Source organism: Geobacillus sp. CAMR5420, from assembly GCF_000691465.1.
Taxonomy (GTDB): Bacteria; Bacillota; Bacilli; order Bacillales; family Anoxybacillaceae; genus Geobacillus; species Geobacillus thermoleovorans.
Genome location: NZ_JHUS01000029.1, coordinates 40,283 through 57,942, shown reverse-complemented (window position 1 = coordinate 57,942; position 17,660 = coordinate 40,283). Strand labels below are relative to the sequence as shown.

At 52.5% G+C, this 17,660-nt stretch carries 17 protein-coding genes, 1 pseudogene and 1 other annotated feature; all 18 genes and pseudogenes read right to left on the bottom strand.

Annotated features, from left to right (window positions below; all coding sequences use genetic code 11):
• Positions 1-177 precede the first annotated feature (177 nt).
• On the bottom strand, positions 178-810 hold the full coding sequence (locus DI44_RS10725) for a hypothetical protein (RefSeq protein WP_033025045.1): 633 nt from the start codon (positions 808-810) through the stop codon (positions 178-180).
• Positions 803-1,669 carry an ATP-binding cassette domain-containing protein gene (locus tag DI44_RS10730; protein WP_011230642.1) on the bottom strand — a complete coding sequence of 289 codons (867 nt, stop codon included), beginning with the start codon at positions 1,667-1,669 and terminating at the stop codon, positions 803-805. Before DI44_RS10730 ends, DI44_RS10725 begins: the two co-directional genes overlap by 8 nt.
• Positions 1,653-3,671 carry an ABC transporter permease gene (locus DI44_RS10735; protein ID WP_033025043.1) on the bottom strand — a complete coding sequence of 673 codons (2,019 nt, stop codon included), beginning with the start codon at positions 3,669-3,671 and terminating at the stop codon, positions 1,653-1,655. Before DI44_RS10735 ends, DI44_RS10730 begins: the two co-directional genes overlap by 17 nt.
• A 112-nt stretch (positions 3,672-3,783) precedes the next feature.
• Positions 3,784-4,179: a hypothetical protein gene (locus tag DI44_RS10740; protein ID WP_011230640.1), complete on the bottom strand. Its 396-nt coding sequence runs from the start codon at positions 4,177-4,179 to the stop codon at positions 3,784-3,786.
• Positions 4,180-4,224: 45 nt separating this feature from the next.
• Positions 4,225-4,371 carry a hypothetical protein gene (locus DI44_RS18980; protein WP_198527191.1) on the bottom strand — a complete coding sequence of 49 codons (147 nt, stop codon included), beginning with the start codon at positions 4,369-4,371 and terminating at the stop codon, positions 4,225-4,227.
• Positions 4,371-5,545 (bottom strand): annotated as a pseudogene (locus tag DI44_RS0117030) (hypothetical protein). The gene DI44_RS18980 and the pseudogene DI44_RS0117030 overlap by 1 nt, the downstream one beginning before the upstream one ends.
• A 560-nt stretch (positions 5,546-6,105) precedes the next feature.
• Positions 6,106-8,880, bottom strand: a complete 2,775-nt coding sequence (gene ileS / locus DI44_RS10745) for an isoleucine--tRNA ligase (protein ID WP_033025040.1) — start codon at positions 8,878-8,880, stop codon at positions 6,106-6,108.
• A gap of 53 nt (positions 8,881-8,933) precedes the next feature.
• Positions 8,934-9,154 (bottom strand) — a binding site (T-box leader).
• 97 nt (positions 9,155-9,251) lie between these two features.
• Positions 9,252-9,764 carry a DivIVA domain-containing protein gene (locus tag DI44_RS10750; RefSeq protein WP_011230635.1) on the bottom strand — a complete coding sequence of 171 codons (513 nt, stop codon included), beginning with the start codon at positions 9,762-9,764 and terminating at the stop codon, positions 9,252-9,254.
• 78 nt (positions 9,765-9,842) lie between these two features.
• A complete protein-coding gene (locus DI44_RS10755) occupies positions 9,843-10,616 on the bottom strand; it encodes an RNA-binding protein (RefSeq protein ID WP_033025037.1) in 774 nt (257 codons plus the stop codon).
• Positions 10,617-10,738: 122 nt separating this feature from the next.
• On the bottom strand, positions 10,739-11,011 hold the full coding sequence (locus DI44_RS10760) for a YggT family protein (protein WP_011230633.1): 273 nt from the start codon (positions 11,009-11,011) through the stop codon (positions 10,739-10,741).
• A gap of 3 nt (positions 11,012-11,014) precedes the next feature.
• Positions 11,015-11,443, bottom strand: a complete 429-nt coding sequence (locus DI44_RS10765) for a cell division protein SepF (protein ID WP_011230632.1) — start codon at positions 11,441-11,443, stop codon at positions 11,015-11,017.
• 13 nt (positions 11,444-11,456) lie between these two features.
• A complete protein-coding gene (locus DI44_RS10770; RefSeq protein WP_033025036.1) occupies positions 11,457-12,131 on the bottom strand; it encodes a YggS family pyridoxal phosphate-dependent enzyme in 675 nt (224 codons plus the stop codon).
• On the bottom strand, positions 12,128-12,952 hold the full coding sequence (pgeF, locus tag DI44_RS10775) for a peptidoglycan editing factor PgeF (RefSeq protein ID WP_011230630.1): 825 nt from the start codon (positions 12,950-12,952) through the stop codon (positions 12,128-12,130). Before pgeF ends, DI44_RS10770 begins: the two co-directional genes overlap by 4 nt.
• 247 nt (positions 12,953-13,199) lie before the next feature.
• Positions 13,200-13,442, bottom strand: coding sequence for a YlmC/YmxH family sporulation protein (locus DI44_RS10780; RefSeq protein ID WP_025039063.1), 243 nt, complete (start codon positions 13,440-13,442; stop codon positions 13,200-13,202).
• 97 nt (positions 13,443-13,539) lie between these two features.
• Positions 13,540-14,319, bottom strand: coding sequence for an RNA polymerase sporulation sigma factor SigG (gene sigG / locus DI44_RS10785; RefSeq protein ID WP_011230628.1), 780 nt, complete (start codon positions 14,317-14,319; stop codon positions 13,540-13,542).
• A 120-nt stretch (positions 14,320-14,439) separates the two neighbouring features.
• Complete coding sequence (gene sigE / locus DI44_RS10790; RefSeq protein ID WP_011230627.1) at positions 14,440-15,159, bottom strand: RNA polymerase sporulation sigma factor SigE; 720 nt, start codon at positions 15,157-15,159, stop codon at positions 14,440-14,442.
• 52 nt (positions 15,160-15,211) lie between these two features.
• A complete protein-coding gene (gene spoIIGA / locus DI44_RS10795) occupies positions 15,212-16,126 on the bottom strand; it encodes a sigma-E processing peptidase SpoIIGA (protein WP_014195377.1) in 915 nt (304 codons plus the stop codon).
• Positions 16,127-16,503: 377 nt separating this feature from the next.
• Positions 16,504-17,637 (bottom strand): cell division protein FtsZ, encoded by a 1,134-nt coding sequence (ftsZ, locus tag DI44_RS10800; protein WP_011230625.1) that lies wholly within the window; start codon positions 17,635-17,637, stop codon positions 16,504-16,506.
• Positions 17,638-17,660: the final 23 nt, after the last annotated feature.

The window sequence follows — 17,660 nt, the reverse complement described above, 5'->3', positions numbered from 1 at the left end:
AGCTTTTTTCGATTTACGGCGGCCATCTCAATTAGCCATGATAAAAAGGAGAAACGACTTCCCACTTCCTGACCATGGAAGCGACAAGAGGAGTATGCGGCCGGGTGCACTAAACGAACGGACATCGTTCCATAGAAGCTCCTCATTCCCACATTCAGCCGATGGCTTCCAATTCGTTTACCAAAACTCCCGTCCAATCAAAATGGCGGCGATCACGATGCCCGCCCCCAGCCACATCATGGGGAGAAGGAGGGACAGCGAATCGGCCGGCGCTTGAAACAAAAACAGATGTGGCCACGGCATGAACGTTCCTTGCGTTGCGACTTCCATAAAGGTATAGACCGCGATGACCGATAAGGCGATATCTAGGCTGCCAAAGACGCCTAACAAGGCAAGCCCAATCAACTGGTAAAACGAAAACAGCAGAAACAGGTGCACCAACACGGGTGCGGTGAGAAACATCGTTCCATGAATCCATATGACCGCCGCGACAAGAAGAACGATGCATCCCCCATGCAAAACAGCATAGCGAACCAAGTCGAAGACGACCGTTTTTCGGTAATGCCATAACAGCGCTTCTTTCGCCCCTTCGTCGTACAAATGGCGGTACAAAAAGACGAGATGCCATCCGGCGATCGGCACGGCGATGCCTTGGATGACGGTGTACGGCAAAAACGGTTCGTCGGAGCGGGCGGACAAGATCCCCATCAACCCGACGCACAGCCCATAGACGAGAAACGGAAACCAGTACAATCGGCCGAGCAAGCGGCGGTCAAAAGAAAAATGATGGGCGATCGTCTTTTTATCCATGCGCTTCCGCCTCTTTCAACAACGCCAAATATCCGTCCATCAGCCGCGGGGCGACGCGCCGACCGATCGGCTCTTCGGACAAGACGCGCACGACGACGTGGGAAGGCTCTTCGCTCATTTGCACGACTTCGTTGGTGGCCATGATCGAGTCGAGTTCCGCAAACGGCACCTCCAACTCATACGTATAAGGGGCGGCTTTTTGCTTGAGCTCGTCCGGGCTGCCTTCAAACAGCACCGTGCCGCGGTCCAACACCCCGATTTTGGTGCACAGAAATTCAATGTCCTCGACAAGATGCGAAGAGATGACGATCGTATGATCGTGCCCCAGCCGCTTCAACAAATTGCGAAACCGTACGCGCTCACGGATGTCAAGCCCGGCCGTCGGCTCGTCAAACAGGAGGATGGACGGCTCCCGAAGCAGCAGCATGGCAATGCCCACCCGCCGCCGCATGCCGCCGGACAGCTCGCGCATTTTTTTGTTGATGTGCGAAGACAAGTTGACTTGTTCGATGACCTTCTCGATTTTGGATCGGCAGGCGGCGGGATGTTCACCTTGCAAGACAGCGAGATGCTCAAGCACTTCATACATCGTCAGCTCCGGGTACATCATAAACTCTTGCGGCAAATAGCCGATCTCGTTTACCCGTTTTACTCTCGTGCCGGTGCTGATCCGTTCCTCCCCCAGCAACACCTGTCCGGCATTGAACTCCAACAGTCCGGCCACAATGCGCATCAACGTCGTCTTGCCGGCGCCGTTTGGTCCCAGCAAGCCGTACACGCCGGAGAGGGTGAGGGAGACATCGGATAAAATCGGCTTCTTTTTCACGATTTTCGTCAATCCTTCAATGACGACCGCCAACGCCGTTCACCTCCTGCATCATCTCAAAGATGCGGTCCCATGTCCAACCGTCATCCATGTTCGCATACCATGTCCGCAAACATTGTTGTTTTTGGTCGACATCCAGCGGCTGAAACGCTTGATAAATGGCTTCAATTTGCTTCTTGACGGATGACGGCTGCGACTCGAACCACTCACTTTTGGAGCTCCAGTCGATCACCGGCAGGTCATTTTTTTGCATCAACCAGCGGGTGGCCAGCGAAATCCACTCGTTGTACATGATCCGCGATCCTTTCGGCGGTACGGAAAGCCGAAGTATTTTTTCGTAAAAATTTTGTTCCATAATATATTGATCGATCCCATATAAGTCATTTGTGTTATATACAAGATGATCGTTTGCGAGAAAGGAGGACAGTCCGAAACTAGAGAAGACAATCTTGTTCGGCAACGATGAAACCGCCGTTGATGCGATTTGTTGTACATGACGGAATGTTTTTTCCATCTGGTGGATGACCGTCGGCGCCCGTTCCGCCATGTGCGGCCAATCGGCCGGGTAGGTGATCTCATATCCTTGATCGACGAGTTGATGCCCTTGCCCTTTGATCAAGGTGACCGCTTGCGCCTTCCCTCGGTAAACCGTCCCCCGCTTTGGCACATTGCAAAACAGCACATCGCCGTCTACGTTCAAGGTAAACGTATATGTTTCGTCCGGAAAGAATTGATCGGTGAATGCCCCGCCCCAAGCTCTCGTTCCCGCTACTCGATATTCGTAGGTCCGATACATGTGTGTAGCTCGTTTTTTCGGATACCACGCTCGATCAGCCAACAGAACGATACGGCCATTGGTGTACGGGATGAGAGCTGTATCGACGATCTCATACGAAAACGTGAGCGTCGAGGTGCGTTTCGGCAGCCACACGGTCACGAGATCGCCGTTTCTTGTAAACTTGACGGGCTGATGGTCCGCTTCAATCGAGTGGAGCGGATACAAATGGTACAGTTGAAACGTGGGCCGGTTCGTGTCCAACTGGGACAAGGCCACGCGCACGACCGCACGCGATCCATGCAAAGAAATGTCATACGACTGGATACGGTAGCGCAAATCGGCCTTGATGGTTTGCGGCATTCGACGGTACTCCTCAAGTTCGGTCGTCTGATCGGCCCGGGTGAACGCCTTGGTGTTTGTTTGCAAGGAGTGGTAGGCGGTTAGGACGATCAGAAACGGGAAGACGAGAAATGCTTTCAAGACGGCGTTTCGCTCCTTTCTCGTCTGCGTAAAGCGGATCGACGACAACAACGCCAACCCGACAAGGGAAAGAAACCACGCGGCCCATTTCCATTCCCCGCCGCGGTCGACCTCAAACCCGATGTAGGAATCATACGCTCGTTGAATCGCGTGTTTTCCGATAAACAGCAGCGACGCCCAGTCGCGGGCATGAACAGTTTTGGACAGATCGATGAACAGCTCCGTCGTCATCGGTCCGGTCAGGATCCATACAAGCAACATAGCGAAAAAACTGACCTTTTTCGTTTCCAACAGCAGCGCGATGATGACGCCGTACAGGACGGTGAGCACGAGCGGTCCAAACTGATAGACGGCGAGAAACCGAAGCAGCGACAAATACAGATCCGAAGGCTCCACCCCAACGAAGAGATACACGATTGAAAAAACGCCGCAGCTCATCATCAGCATGATCCCTTGGCACAGCGCATGAACCGCAAGCAAGGCGCTCATTTTCTCCAGCAAAATCCGGTAGCCGTCGGCGAACCATGACGAAACGCCGTAACGAAGTTCGTTGGAGTAGAGAAGGTAGAACCACACGATGTAAAAGAGCGAAACGATTTGAACAAGCATGAACACTTCATGAGGGATATCCCCATAACTCTCCATATTGTACGGATCGGTAAAAAATAGTGTAAACCGTACGGCCAGCAAAAGAAAAAAAGAGAAACTAGCACCAATGTATAACTTGCTTTTCAACAATCGTTTCCAATAAAAAACAAACAGCCATTTCCACCTCATCGCCGATCAACCGCTTTCTTTCCAAGAAGTTGACAAAAGAAAAAATGCGGTCAGGGACCGCTTTATTTTTTACGCGTATCCCTGACTCCTTTATCATCCGGATTCGGCATCGTTATTTGACCGTAATGGTCACGTATCCTCTTGAACCAACCGTTTGACCAACAATTTGGCCATAATATTTATCGCCTTCTTGTTGTGTAAAATTGCGCGTTTCTTCTTGCCTAGGATTGAGCCAGTTGGTGGAGGCGACGACGCTGTCGGGCCACCAATCAATCGATTTGTAAGCATAGCCTCTCGTTTGGGTATTGGCACCATTATTTACAGCATGAATATTCCCTGTACCATTTGTATTTGCTCTAATAGTTTTTGTATTGCTGTAAGTACTTGACCCATCTAAAAAGGCTGTTGCGGATTCTGCTCCCGCTGCACCGGCAGTGGCTATTACTGCTGCTGCAAGCGATAAAGATGCCCATTTTGATTTCCATTTCTTTTTTCGGTTCACGATCATGTTATCCCTTCTCCTCTCCAAATATTATATCGCTTGTTCTCGTCTTTACTGCGGTTCCAGCTTCATTTCGTAAGAGGCTATGGAACCAATAACGATGTTGGCTAGAATGATGGATTGGGAAGGAAGATTGACGGAACAATGATGCAAAATAAGTTGGCGATGGTGCTTAATGGTCACGTTTTTTAATTCCATCATCTGTCTCCTTTCCCCCTTTCTTGTACTAGATGAATCAGTATGTTTTCTTTTTCTTTCATCGATAATGCCTTGTAGTGTTCCCACGCTGTTGAGTTAATGGAGGCTTTTTCTGCTAATCTGTGTTCATATCCGATAGATGGAATATGTAGTTTTTCCATTAAATATAAGCCGGCAAAGAGACTGATCTGTTCGTTTTCGAACAATCGGTATGGGATGAAAAACGCAGCCAACTCCTGAATATGTTTGGTTGCCGGAGTGCCATTGACGTTCAAGAACGGATCAACATAAAACGTGTAGTTTCCGTCAGCCACCGTGCTGTCGTACAGCGAAAGGTTTGTGGTGTTGATGCTTTTTGGGATGATTGGTTTGCCAACAGAATGTCATCCAACTGGAATTTTGATTGTGCATGTTGAAGGAAAAATGTTACGAAAATAACGAGAGTCACACTAGCCGCAAGCCCCGCGAAGGATCGCCGCATGCTTCGAAAAACGCCATAAACGGCGATGGAAGAAAGAATATACGCCAATTTGATCAGCACGCGTTCTTTTTGGAAGGTTAGGCTGAATAACGGGTCAATGTAAGGCCAACGATGGTTTCCCCACAAGGAGAAGGATGGATTGCGATATTCCAAAGAAAACAGCACGATGATCCACAAAACAAACACACCAACGAGCAACATCGCTTTTTTCGAAGAATGATAGGCGTAAACAGCGCCTGTGGACAATCCAATCATCCACGCCCATAGAAATGGAAGAAGAAAATGGATCACATATAGTGGAAACAGAAAAGCGAAAAGATCCCAACCCGCTGAATAGTTGATCACCACCGCACCGGCGATGATCCCGGCCAAGGCCATTTGCAAAACGAAAAAACAAACAAACGCGATCAAAGCTTGGCAGAAGACAATCTTTTGTGGGTTTCGAATGATGTCGTTCATCGCGATCCAGTGAATTGGAGTCGAAGTGAACAACGAAACATGCAAACGGAAGCTGAAGAGCAGCCAGACAGCCATTCCAATCGGAACCAAATATTTCGTATATAAGATCCATTCCGCTGGATTGGTGGTATGGGGATTGAGGCAAACAAACATCAAAACCCCAGAAAATACGAATATGAAACTAGCTTCTGCTTTTAAGCGGGACGCCATTCTTGAAATGAACACCCATTTCATATGGAATGCCCTCTCTAATCATGAATTTGAAATGTTTGTAAAATTCAATGGCATTATAAAAAAAGAAGAAGAAGATGTCAACCTTTTACATGGAAATTAACAGTATATTCACAAATAATAGGAAAATTGCGCTATAAACCTTATAATTTTAAGCAAACGTGTGGTCGAAGATAATGGAGTAAATGCGACGGAGGCTCATGAGACACGGAGTTTGACAGAATTCGTTCAACTATAGAATTGATTCAACTACACAACTATATACATGCAACATGAAGAGTTAACCTCTCCGTTATCCTGCACACCCTAAGCGCTGCATCATTTCCTCTAAAAATCTTGTAGGCTCAACCCGCAGGCTGCGCCATGGGGGAGGAAGCTCGTTGCAGGAGAAGTCAAATGTTAAGTTTTCAATGAGCATGTATATAAATTTATACACTGCAACATTCTGCACTTTTTCTTGACAACCCCCCTGATCCCTTTGCGCTTTTTACACCATCGTTTTGGTTTTTTCCTCCACCAAAAGCAAGCGGCAAGGCCGCCAGGAAGGCAGCCTGCCGCTTTTGTTATGCCGAATAATGTTCGTTCACAATGTGCGCGCAGCGCGGGCAAAGCGTCGGGTGGGACGGATCTTGTCCGACAGCTGGAGTCACCGTCCAGCACCGCTCGCACGTCTCGCCTTCCGCCGGGCGGACGAGGACGGCCACGTGGTCGAGCCGCTCGGCTTCGGCCGGCGCGGCGTCATACGGCTCATCGGCGATCGAAAAGGCGGAAACGATGAGAAGCTGGCGCAAGTCGGCATCAAGCGACGCCAATAGCTTCCGCGCCTCGTCTTTCGGGTAGACGATGACGCTGGCCGTCAGCGATTTGCCGATCACTTTTTCATTGCGCGCATTCTCGAGCGCTTTTAACATGTCATCGCGCACGTCCATAAACGCATCCCATTTCGCCAGCAGCGCTTCTTCGCCGTCGATCGCGATCGGCTCCGGCATATCGGTGAGCTGGACGCTTTCCACGTCTTCTCTTCGATTCGGGATATGCTCCCACACTTCATCGGCGGTATGCGGCAAAATCGGCGCGATGAGCTTCGCCAACGCGACGACCGTCTCATAGAGCACCGTCTGCACGGCGCGGCGGGCGCGCGAGTCGGCCGCTTCGATGTACAAAATGTCTTTCGCCATATCCAAGTAAAACGCGCTCAGCTCGACGGTGCAGAAATGGTTCATCTCATGGTAAACCGCGGCGAAATCGTAGCTGTCATAGGCCTTTTTCACTTTGGCGATCAGCTTGTTCAACTTCGCCAGCATATAGCGGTCGACTTCGCCAAGCTCCCCAATCGGCACGGCGTTTTGGTTCGGATCGAAATCGAACAAGTTGCCGAGCATAAACCGGAACGTGTTGCGGATTTTCCGGTACACTTCCGACACTTGTTTTAAAATATGGTCGGAGATGCGCACGTCCGCTTGGTAGTCGACCGAAGCGACCCAAAGGCGCAAAATGTCGGCGCCAAACTGTTCCATCACTTTCGCCGGCACGACGACGTTGCCGAGCGACTTGCTCATTTTCCGCCCTTCGCCGTCCAAGACAAAGCCATGGCTCAACACGCCTTTATACGGCGCTTTGCCGGTGACGGCAACGGCGGTGGACAGCGATGAGTTGAACCAGCCGCGGTATTGGTCGGAGCCTTCCAAGTACAAATCAGCCGGACGCACGAGATCGTCGCGTTCGACCAACACGGCTTGGTGCGACGAACCGGAGTCAAACCAGACATCCATAATGTCCGTTTCTTTCGTAAAGATGCCGTTCGGGCTCGACGGATGGGTGAATCCTTCCGGCAGCAAGTCTTTCGCCTCGCGCTCAAACCAGACGTTCGACCCGTATTGGCGGAACAGGTTCGACACATGCTCAATCGTCTCATCGGTGATGATCGGTTCACCGTTTTCGCCGTAAAAGACCGGAATCGGCACCCCCCAGGCGCGTTGGCGGGAAATGCACCAGTCGCCGCGGTCGCGCACCATGTTGTGGATGCGGATTTCCCCCCACTCCGGAATCCATTTCGTTTCCTTAATCGCTTGAAGCAGCTCGTTGCGGATTTTATCGATCGATGCAAACCATTGCGTTGTCGCCCGGAAAATCGTCGGCTGCTTTGTCCGCCAGTCGTGCGGATACGAGTGGGTGATAAACCCAAGCTTCAACAAAGCGCCGACTTCCTCAAGCTTCTGTGTAATCGCCTTGTTGGCGTCTTCGTAAAACATCCCGGCAAATCCCGGCGCTTCCTCGGTCATGTAGCCGCGTTCATCAACCGGACAAAGGACCGGAAGCCCATATTTTTGCCCAACGAGAAAGTCGTCTTCCCCGTGGCCCGGCGCCGTATGGACGCAGCCCGTGCCGGCGTCGGTCGTGACGTGTTCGCCGCACACAACAAGCGAGTCGCGCTCATAAAACGGATGTCTCGCCACGACGTATTCAAGCTCTTTTCCTTTGACCGTTTTGACGACCGACCATGCGTCCCAACCGATTTCTTTCGCCACCGATTCCGCCAAGGCGGCGGCGACGACATACCGTTTTCCGCTGACATCGACAACATGGTAATCCAAATCCGGATGAACCGCGATCGCCAAGTTCGCCGGAATCGTCCACGGCGTCGTCGTCCAAATGACGATTCGCTCATCGCCCTCAAGCACGCCTTTGCCGTTTTTCACCGGGAAGGCGACATAAATCGACGGCGAGCGCTTGTCTTTATATTCGATTTCCGCTTCGGCGAGCGCCGATTCGCTTGACGGCGACCAATAGACCGGCTTCAACCCTTTGTAGATGAGCCCTTTTTTCGCCATTTCGCCAAACACTTTAATTTGCTGGGCTTCGTACTCCGGTTTGAGCGTAATGTATGGGTTGTCCCAGTCGCCGCGCACACCGAGCCGCTTGAATTGCCGGCGCTGGTTGTCGATTTGTTCATACGCATATTGCTCGCACAACTTGCGGAACTCGGCGACGCTCATCGATTTGCGGTCAACTCCTTGCTTGGCAAGGGCCGTTTCGATCGGCAAGCCGTGCGTATCCCAGCCCGGCACGTATGGGGCGCAATAGCCGCTCATGGATTTGTAGCGGACGATGATATCTTTTAAAATTTTGTTCAGCGCATGACCCATATGAATGTCGCCGTTGGCATACGGCGGGCCGTCATGCAGAACAAACAGCGGCCGTCCTTTCGTCCGCTCCTGCACTTTCCGGTAAATGTCCATTTCCTCCCATTTTTTTTGCATTTCCGGCTCCCGCTTCGGCAAGTTGCCGCGCATCGGGAAGTCGGTCTTCGGCATGAGCAGCGTTTCTTTGTAATCCATCCTTGCTCCTCCTTCGAACGATAGATTCCAAATAAAAAACCGTTCTCCCCCCGGCAAGGGACGAGAACGGTCTCGCGGTACCACCCTTCTTGGCCATGCAAACGACGCACAGCCCTCTTTTCATTCGTAACGGGAATGACGCGCCATGGCCTACTTGATGTTCGGCATGGAACTCCAGGGTGATGTTCACTCTTGCGCCGATGCCAGGCTTCCACCATCCCCGGCTCGCTGCGACCGGTCGTACAAGAGCTACTGTCCCTTTCATCGTCGATGGCTATTTCGCTATTCATCCTGAAAAAAGCCAACCGCCTCCCACGGCGGCTGATGCGGCGATTTTTGCCAATTATTATAACCGAAACGTCTTCGGTTCGTCAAGGCTGTGACAGCGGTTCTCTCGCCCCTTCTTCCAAATCCGGCGCCTCATACTCCATCAACTCGTCCCAATCGCGGCTGTTGATCATATCGAGCTGGGCCTCGACAAGCATGCGGAAACGGGCGCGGAACACTTTCGACTGCCGCTTCAGCTCCTCGATCTCGAGGGCGATTTTCCGCGATTTCGCTAATGCATCGCTGATGATGCGCTCGGCGTTTTTTTCCGCCTCTTTAATGATCAGCTTCGCCTCTTTTTGCGCATTCCGCTTCACTTCTTCCGCTGCTTCCTGTGCAACAAGAATCGACTTATTGAGCGTCTCTTCAATGTTCGCAAAGTAGTTCAGCTTTTCCGTCAGTTCGGCCACTTTTTCTTCCAGCTGCTTTTTTTCACGGATGAGCATTTCATAGTCTTTAATGACTTGATCGAGAAACTCGTTCACTTCGTCTTCATCGTACCCACGAAACCCGCGGCTGAATTCCTTGTTGTGAATATCCAATGGCGTCAACGGCACAACGGCCACCTCCGTCTCCATCATTCCTTTTCTTCACTTTCATTCGACATGGTTTGCCGATTTCCTGCCGTCATTTGCTTATTTTTGTCGGCCAATCTGAACGAGCCAGCGCTCTTTTTTCGTCGGCCCTTCCACCGAAAACAGCTTGCAGCGGCCAAAACCGCGCGCCGACAGGACATCGCCCGGTCCGCAGAGGAAATCCGGCTTGTCCACCACCTTCCAGTTGACTTTGACAAGCCCGCTTTCAACAAGCGCACGCGCTTTCTCGCGCGCAAGGCGAAACACCTGAGCGAGCACAGCATCGAGCCTTAGAGAAGACACCGTGACCGTTCCTTCCTCCCACGTTTCGGCAAGCGGCATGGCTGCCGACAACGGAAGCGGCTCAAGCGCAACCGGAGCTTTGCCGATCGTTTCGACATGCAAGCGGACGTAGTCGGCGACTTCAGCAGCAACAAAAAACTGAATTTCCCCATCCCGAATGAGAATATCGCCAAACTTGCCGCGCCGCAAGCCAAGCGACATCAGCGCCCCCAACACGTCGCGATGTTCAAGGGAAACGAATTTCGCCGGATAGCGGACGGCAAACAGTACAATGCCATAATCCTCTTCCTCAGGGTCGATATACGGCGGAGCGAGAAACACCCGCTTCCGCTCGACAAACGGGGCGCCGCCGAAAAAGAACGCGCGCACATCTTCCGCACCGCCGGCGATGCTTTGCACGATTTGCTGCTCGCGCGGATCGAGAAAATCGGTCAGCTTCGGAGCGTACTGACGGCTCACCATCTCCTTCCACTCGAGCACTTGATCAATGAACGGATGTTCCTCTTTGCGAAAATGCTGATACAGCTCCACTCGACGTCACCTTGCTTTCATGGAAGAAAGGAACCCACAACGGATTCCTCTCTGCGAGTTTCGCCCTTCCGCCTTTTTGCCTGCCGGGCGGAGAGCGGCGGCGCCGTGCGCGCAAAACGAAGTTAAAACTGCGACTGAAGAATGTCGAACAGGGCGTGAAGCCCTCTCGTCGCGAATTCAAGAACGATAAACGCGACGATTGGGGAGACGTCAATGATGCCAAGCGGCGGAATGACCCGCCGAAACGGCTCTAAATACGGCTCGCAAATAGCGGCCAACATCTGTCCGAACCGCGTTTCGCGCGCATTGGGAAACCATGACATTAAAATATAAATGATCAGCGCATACGAGTACACTTGAATCACTGTCGTCAAAAACGTGAGTACATAATCCAACAGCTACCACCTCTTCATCGGTCTGTCATCCTCGCCGTCGAGCGAAATCGAGCCGCTGACGTCGACGTTTTCCGGGGTGCATAAAAAAATTTTTGTGCCGACTTGCTGAATGTCGCCGCCAATGGCGTACACCGTGCCGCTTAAAAAGTCGACGATCCGCTTCGCCTGCTCATGCTGGATGCGCTGCAAGTTGACGATGACCGCGCGCCGGCTTTTCAAATGGTCGGCGATCTCCTGCGCCTCCGCATACACCCTCGGCTCAGCAAGCACGACTTTCGCCGATTTTTGCACGCTTTGCAGGCTGACGACGTTCGCCTTGCCTGCCGTCTTCGGCAGCGCCTCTTCTTCCGGCTGTGGCGCCTCATATTCTTCTTCATAGTCTTCGTAGTCTTCTTCTAAAAAATAATCACGGAATTTTTTCATCAATCCCATCCGGTTTCACCTCCTACAATGATCCAACAAGCGCGCTGCCTATGCGCACAAACGTCGCTCCTTCCTCGATGGCGATCGTGTAATCGTTTGACATGCCCATTGACAGTTCGGTGCATGGCGCATGGGCCATTCCCATCGCCTGAACGTGTTCCTTCAGCATCCGCAATCGGCGGAAGCAAGCGCGCAATACCGCTTCGTCGTCCGTGTGCGGCGCCATCGTCATCAATCCGACGACTTCGATGCGCGAAAAGGCGCGAAGTTGTTCAATAAACGGAATCGTTTCTTCGGGGGCGAGCCCGTGTTTGGTCACTTCCCCCGACACGTTCACTTGCACAAAACATTTTACTGGCCGCACCGCCCGTTTTTCAATTTCTTTCGCGAGCGACAAGCGGTCGAGTGAATGAATGTAATCGACTTTATCAATAATGTCTTTGACTTTGCGCGACTGAAGCGTCCCAATGAAATGCCACGTCGCTTGATTTCCGATCCGTGCATGCTTTTCAATCAATTGGTCGGAGCGGTTTTCGCCGAGGTCGGCAATGCCGGCGTCAAGCACCTCCATCGCCCGCTCGGCATCGACATATTTAGTGACCGCCACGATGCGCACGCCGGCCGGATCGCGGCCGACGCGAGCGCAGGCCGCCTCGATTTCTCGGCGAATGGCCGCCAAGTTGTCGCGCACCGTCATGCCGTCTCCTCCCTTCGGCCGATAAACGCCAACATCCTTCCAGTCGTTCCGCGGTCGCGGCGATGGGAAAAAAACAACGCTTCCTCACAGCTTGTACAGCGTTCTGACACATAAATATGGCTGTTCGGAACGCCAGCCGCGATCAACTGAAGCCGATTGGCTTCCTTTAAGTCGAGCGCATATTGCCCTGGGCTTGTTTCCCGCCATGGCAACGGGCTTTCCGGAGGAAGCGTCGGGCGCAGACTGTCCACGACACGGTCGTCAACCGTATAACAGCACGGACCGATGGCAGGTCCGATGGCAACATAGATGTCGCTCGGCGCGATGTGTTCGCGCGTTTGCCAAAGCCGCACCATGTGACCAGCGATGCCGCCGGCCGTTCCCCGCCACCCGGCATGAGCAAGGCCGACTAACCCAGCAGATGGCGCCACAAAATAAATGGGCACACAATCGGCAAAACAAAGCGCGAGCAACACCTCCGCTTCGTCTGTATACAACCCGTCGACCCCTGGAACCGCCGTGGCGAAATCTTGCGCTCCGTTCCCCCGTTCGTTTTTCGTCACCTTCCGAATGTCGGCGCCATGCACTTGTTCACAACATACCCATCGCTCAAGCGGGAATGAGAGCCATTGCGCCAAACGCCCGCGGTTGGCGACAACAACCGTGCGATCGTCGCCGACGTGCAGCCCCATATTCAGCGAAGCGAACGGCCCTTTGCTCTCCCCGCCATGTTTCGTCGTCAATCCAGCGACGGCTCCAGCAAACGGAGGCGCACCGCAGCGGAGCCAGCCGCGGGCTTCTTGTTGAAAAATGTCCGGCATTCGCGTCAACCTCACGCTGTTTTTTGTAGTTTTTTATCACTTTTTTTCCTATTTTATCATAGTTTGTTTGTCCATGATAACCTTTATTTATGATTTTGTCGAAACATTGCCGCAGAAATTGTCCAACCCTTATTGCCGCCCGAAAACCGCGCTGGCGGCATAGCCGATCTGCCCACGAAAAGCGGAAAGGTCTGCAACATCGTCCTGCCGCGTTGCAAGCGACGGGGCCAATCGTTGCACCAGCCGTTTAATCGGAATCATGAAGGCGGACTAAAATAACATCGGCTCCGATTTTGACGATGTTCTGCCATGGAATGACGACCGCCTCTTCGCGGCCGAACAGCCCGAGCATCTTTCCGGCGCCTAAAATAATGAGCGAGCGGATTTTTCCAGTATCTAAATCAATATCAATGTCCCCAATATTGCCAAGCTTCTTCCCATTGGCTACATTGACGACATCTTTCGTCTGAAATTCGGAAATTCTCATCACGGTTTTTCTCCCCGCCTTTCCTCTCTCCCTCTTTTTCATCTATATGAAGCCAAATGTGCAGTTATGTGCCAAAGAAAAAGGCTGCACCTGCAGCCTGTCATACTTGGATGTTTTTATTCATTTGCCGGATCGCCGCTTTTTCGAGCCTCGACACTTGCGCTTGGGAAATGCCGATTTCCTCGGCCACTTCCATTTGCGTCTTTCCTTGGAAAAAGCGTTTACGGATGATCATTTTTTCCCGCTCATTCAACCGCCGAAGCCCTTCCTTCAAGGCGATTTCTTCGATCCATTGGCTGTCACGGTTGCGCTCATCGCTCAGCTGGTCCATCACATAAATCGGGTCGCCGCCGTCGTTGTAAATCGGCTCAAACAACGAAACAGGATCTTGAATGGCATCGAGGGCAAAAACCACTTCCTCATGGGCGACGCCGAGTTCTTTGGCAATTTCCTCGGTTGACGGTTCTTTCGCCGTCTCGCTCATGAGCCGCTCTCGCACTTGCAACGCTTTGTAGGCGATGTCGCGCAGCGAGCGCGAAACGCGGATCGGGTTGTTGTCGCGCAAATAGCGGCGGATTTCGCCGATGATCATCGGCACGGCGTAAGTGGAAAACTTCACGTTTTGATTGAGGTCAAAATTATCAATCGATTTCATAAGTCCGATGCAGCCGACTTGAAACAAATCATCGACAAATTCGCCTCGGTTGTTGAAGCGCTGAATGACGCTCAACACGAGGCGCAAGTTGCCGTTTACTAATTTTTCTCTTGCCTCCAAATCCCCCTCATGCATCCGTCGAAACAGTTCACGCATTTCCTCATTTTTGAGGACGGGAAGCTTCGAAGTGTCTACGCCGCAAATCTCGACTTTGTTCCTCGTCAAGTTGTTCCCTCCCATCAGGAGATGCTAAGTCGTCAATTTTCAGTATCTCCTTGGAAGGGAAAAATATGCACAGCCTGTCCGACGCGGAAAAAGGCGGCGGAATTTCGCTCCCGCCGCCCGCTACATCATTTTATTGAATTCTTTGCGCAACCGTTTAATGATCCGCTTCTCGAGCCGCGATATGTACGATTGCGAAATACCGAGCAAATCAGCGACGTCTTTTTGCGTCTTTTCTTCGCCGCCGGAGAGGCCAAAACGCAATTCCATAATTTGCTTCTCGCGGTCGCTCAGCTGGCGCAAGGCGTTTAAGAGCAAGCGCCGGTCGACATCCGCTTCCAAATCTTTCGTAATCACGTCGTCATCCGTTCCCAACACGTCGGAAAGCAACAGCTCGTTGCCATCCCAGTCGATATTGAGCGGTTCATCAAACGACACTTCCGCCCGCACTTTGTTGTTGCGGCGCAAATACATTAAAATTTCGTTTTCAATGCAGCGCGACGCGTATGTCGCCAGCTTGATCTTCTTCTCTGGGTTGAACGTGTTGACCGCCTTAATGAGGCCGATCGTTCCAATGCTGATCAAATCTTCAATGTGAATGCCGGTGTTTTCAAACTTGCGCGCAATGTAGACGACAAGACGCAAATTGCGTTCGATCAAAAGCGATCTTGCCGTGTCATCACCGGCGGCGAGCCTGGCAATCAGCTGCTCCTCTTCTTCCTTTGTCAGCGGCGGCGGGAGGGCTTCGCTGCCTCCGATATAATAAATTTCATCCGCCTTCAGGCCAAGCTTGGCCAAAAGCTTATACAGCCAGTTCATGAAGCGAAGTTTCCATTTTCTCATGAAAATCCCCCTTCTAAACGGATCAAAAGTGAGTATGATATACTAACAAAACCTACGAAGCGGTCAGCTTTCTTCCCGCCTGCACCATTTTCGGATGGACGATGCAGTCGTACTCCCCATCCGTCGACAGCGGATCAGCGCTTAGCGCCACAAGCCCTTGCGCTACTTCCAACCATTCGTTTTCGTACCGCAGCATAATGCGGTCTGGCTTAACCGCCGCCATCATTTGTGGACCGCTGCCGACCGCACGGTACGGAATGAGACGGAGGCGATGGACCCACCGCTCCGGCGGGGAAGCCAGCATCATGGGAGAGCTGAGACAACCCAGTAGCTCCTCAGGAAGCACGGCCTTTGCTTTTTCCTGTTCGACTACCATCACCGGCGTTTTTGTCAACGGATCGACGAGCTGGTTGCCGCTGTCAATCAAGCCGCGCAGCATAAGCGGCCGCCCGTCCCATACGATCTTGACCTCAATGATATATTCAAACCGCAGTTTTTTTTCGCGAATCGCCTCCACCCTTCGGCGAGAAAAAAGCCATAAAACCGGAAACCCGATGACAACAAACAGCCAACTGACCGGATCGCCCGCTCCGGGATGATGCATGAGAAGCATTCCTTGGCGGACGGACAGTTGGTGCGCGAAAACATAATGAACCGCCAGCATGCCGCCGCCGACGGCGAACGTGGCAAAGTAAAACGCCAGCATATTCTCAAGCAAATAGCGCGGGCGCTTAAACCCGAAGGCGGCCCACACGATCAACACGGAAACAGCTACTTTTACCAACGGGTGCTGGGCGATGGCGGAAAACGGGGTAAACAGCAATATGACAAGCAGCGAACCGATCAACGCCCCAGCCAACAGACGCCACCAGACGATCGGCCGCTTGAGCATGAGCGCCGTCAGCCAAAGAAGCAACGCGTCAAAACAGACGTTCAACAGCCAAATCACATCGAGATAGACGACCAACCGTCAAGCCCCTCCCCCGCCCATATCGGCTTTGTCTGAAACAAGTATATAGCACCTTGCGAGGGAAAGTCTGTCAATCGGTGGCGGTGAAAAAGGAGATGTTTTGTCAAAACAGGGGGAACCACGGCGGATCAAATCGGCCGGCACGAAAGCCTAGCCCGCCTTCTCTTTTTCGCCCTTTCGTTGCGAGAGAGCGGGCGGCCAACGCGAGAAGTTTTTGGTCCTAATCGGAAAAGCGAGGCTGTCTCAAAAGATCGTCTTTCTTTAAGAGAGATACAATATATTGTTTCACCAAAGTGCTTCGTGCACGTTCGTGCATGCATCTTGTGATGAAGAAAGGGTGTCCCGTTGCTTTTGGGACACCCTCGTTTCGCCATCTAGCGGCGGCGGTTGCGGTTGCGCAAGAAAGCGGGAATGTCAAGCGGATCTTCTGCTTGCCCCGAGCGGAGCGCCGCATAGTCTTGTATCGGCTCTTCGCGCTTCTCCCGCTTTGGCGCCGGCGCCGCTTTCGGCACAGTGCCGATGCCAATGCGCGGCGGCCGCGGCTGCGAAGCGACGTTTTCGTTGAATCCGGTCGCAATGACCGTCACGATGATCTCGTCCTTTAAGTTCTCATTAATAACGGAGCCGAAGATCATGTTCACTTCTTGGTCGGCCGCCGAAGCGACGATGTCGGCAGCCTCCTGCACTTCGTACAAACTTAAGTTCATGCCGCCGGTGATGTTCATGAGCACCCCTTGCGCGCCGTCGATCGACGTCTCCAACAGCGGGCTGGAAATGGCTTTTTTTGCTGCCTCAGCAGCTCGGTTTTCGCCGCTGGCGATGCCAATCCCCATCAATGCCGAACCTTTATTCGACATGATCGTCTTCACATCAGCGAAGTCAAGGTTGATCAACCCCGGCACGGCGATCAAATCGGAAATGCCTTGCACCCCTTGGCGCAATACGTTATCCGCTTCACGGAACGCCTCAAGCATCGGCGTATTTTTGTCGACAATCTCAAGCAATCGATCGTTCGGAATGACGATGAGCGTATCGACCGCCTCTTTCATGGCGGCGATGCCGCTTGCGGCCTGCGTCGCCCGCTTGCGCCCCTCAAACGTAAACGGGCGCGTAACAACGCCGACCGTAAGCGCCCCTAACTCGCGCGCAATTTGGGCGATGACCGGGGCAGCGCCAGTTCCCGTGCCGCCGCCCATGCCAGCGGTGACAAACACCATATCGGCGCCGCGAAGCGCTTCTTCAATTTGCTCTTTGCTCTCCTCAGCTGCTTTTTTTCCAACTTCTGGGTTTGCTCCCGCGCCCAAGCCGCGTGTCAGCTTCGCCCCGATTTGCAGCTTGATCGGCGCCTTCGACAAGTTGAGCGCCTGTGCATCCGTATTGACCGCAATAAACTCTACACCTTGCACCCCATGCTCAATCATCCGATTGACGGCGTTGTTGCCGCCGCCCCCGACTCCAATCACCTTGATCGTTGCCAACTGATCGACTGTTGTCTCAAACTCCAACATGGCCAAATCCTCCTAAAATTTCA

Bases quoted from the DNA above. Each gene is read 5' to 3' on its own strand.
- DI44_RS10725 (WP_033025045.1), bottom strand. From the start codon at position 810: ATGGATAAAAAGACGATCGCCCATCATTTTTCTTTTGACCGCCGCTTG.
- DI44_RS10735 (WP_033025043.1), bottom strand. From the start codon at position 3,671: ATGAGGTGGAAATGGCTGTTTGTTTTTTATTGGAAACGATTGTTGAAA.
- DI44_RS10740 (WP_011230640.1), bottom strand. From the start codon at position 4,179: ATGATCGTGAACCGAAAAAAGAAATGGAAATCAAAATGGGCATCTTTA.
- DI44_RS18980 (WP_198527191.1), bottom strand. From the start codon at position 4,371: ATGGAATTAAAAAACGTGACCATTAAGCACCATCGCCAACTTATTTTG.
- ileS (WP_033025040.1), bottom strand. From the start codon at position 8,880: ATGGATTACAAAGAAACGCTGCTCATGCCGAAGACCGACTTCCCGATG.
- DI44_RS10765 (WP_011230632.1), bottom strand. From the start codon at position 11,443: ATGGGATTGATGAAAAAATTCCGTGATTATTTTTTAGAAGAAGACTAC.
- DI44_RS10770 (WP_033025036.1), bottom strand. From the start codon at position 12,131: ATGACGGTGCGCGACAACTTGGCGGCCATTCGCCGAGAAATCGAGGCG.
- pgeF (WP_011230630.1), bottom strand. From the start codon at position 12,952: ATGCCGGACATTTTTCAACAAGAAGCCCGCGGCTGGCTCCGCTGCGGT.
- sigE (WP_011230627.1), bottom strand. From the start codon at position 15,159: ATGAGAAAATGGAAACTTCGCTTCATGAACTGGCTGTATAAGCTTTTG.
- ftsZ (WP_011230625.1), bottom strand. From the start codon at position 17,637: ATGTTGGAGTTTGAGACAACAGTCGATCAGTTGGCAACGATCAAGGTG.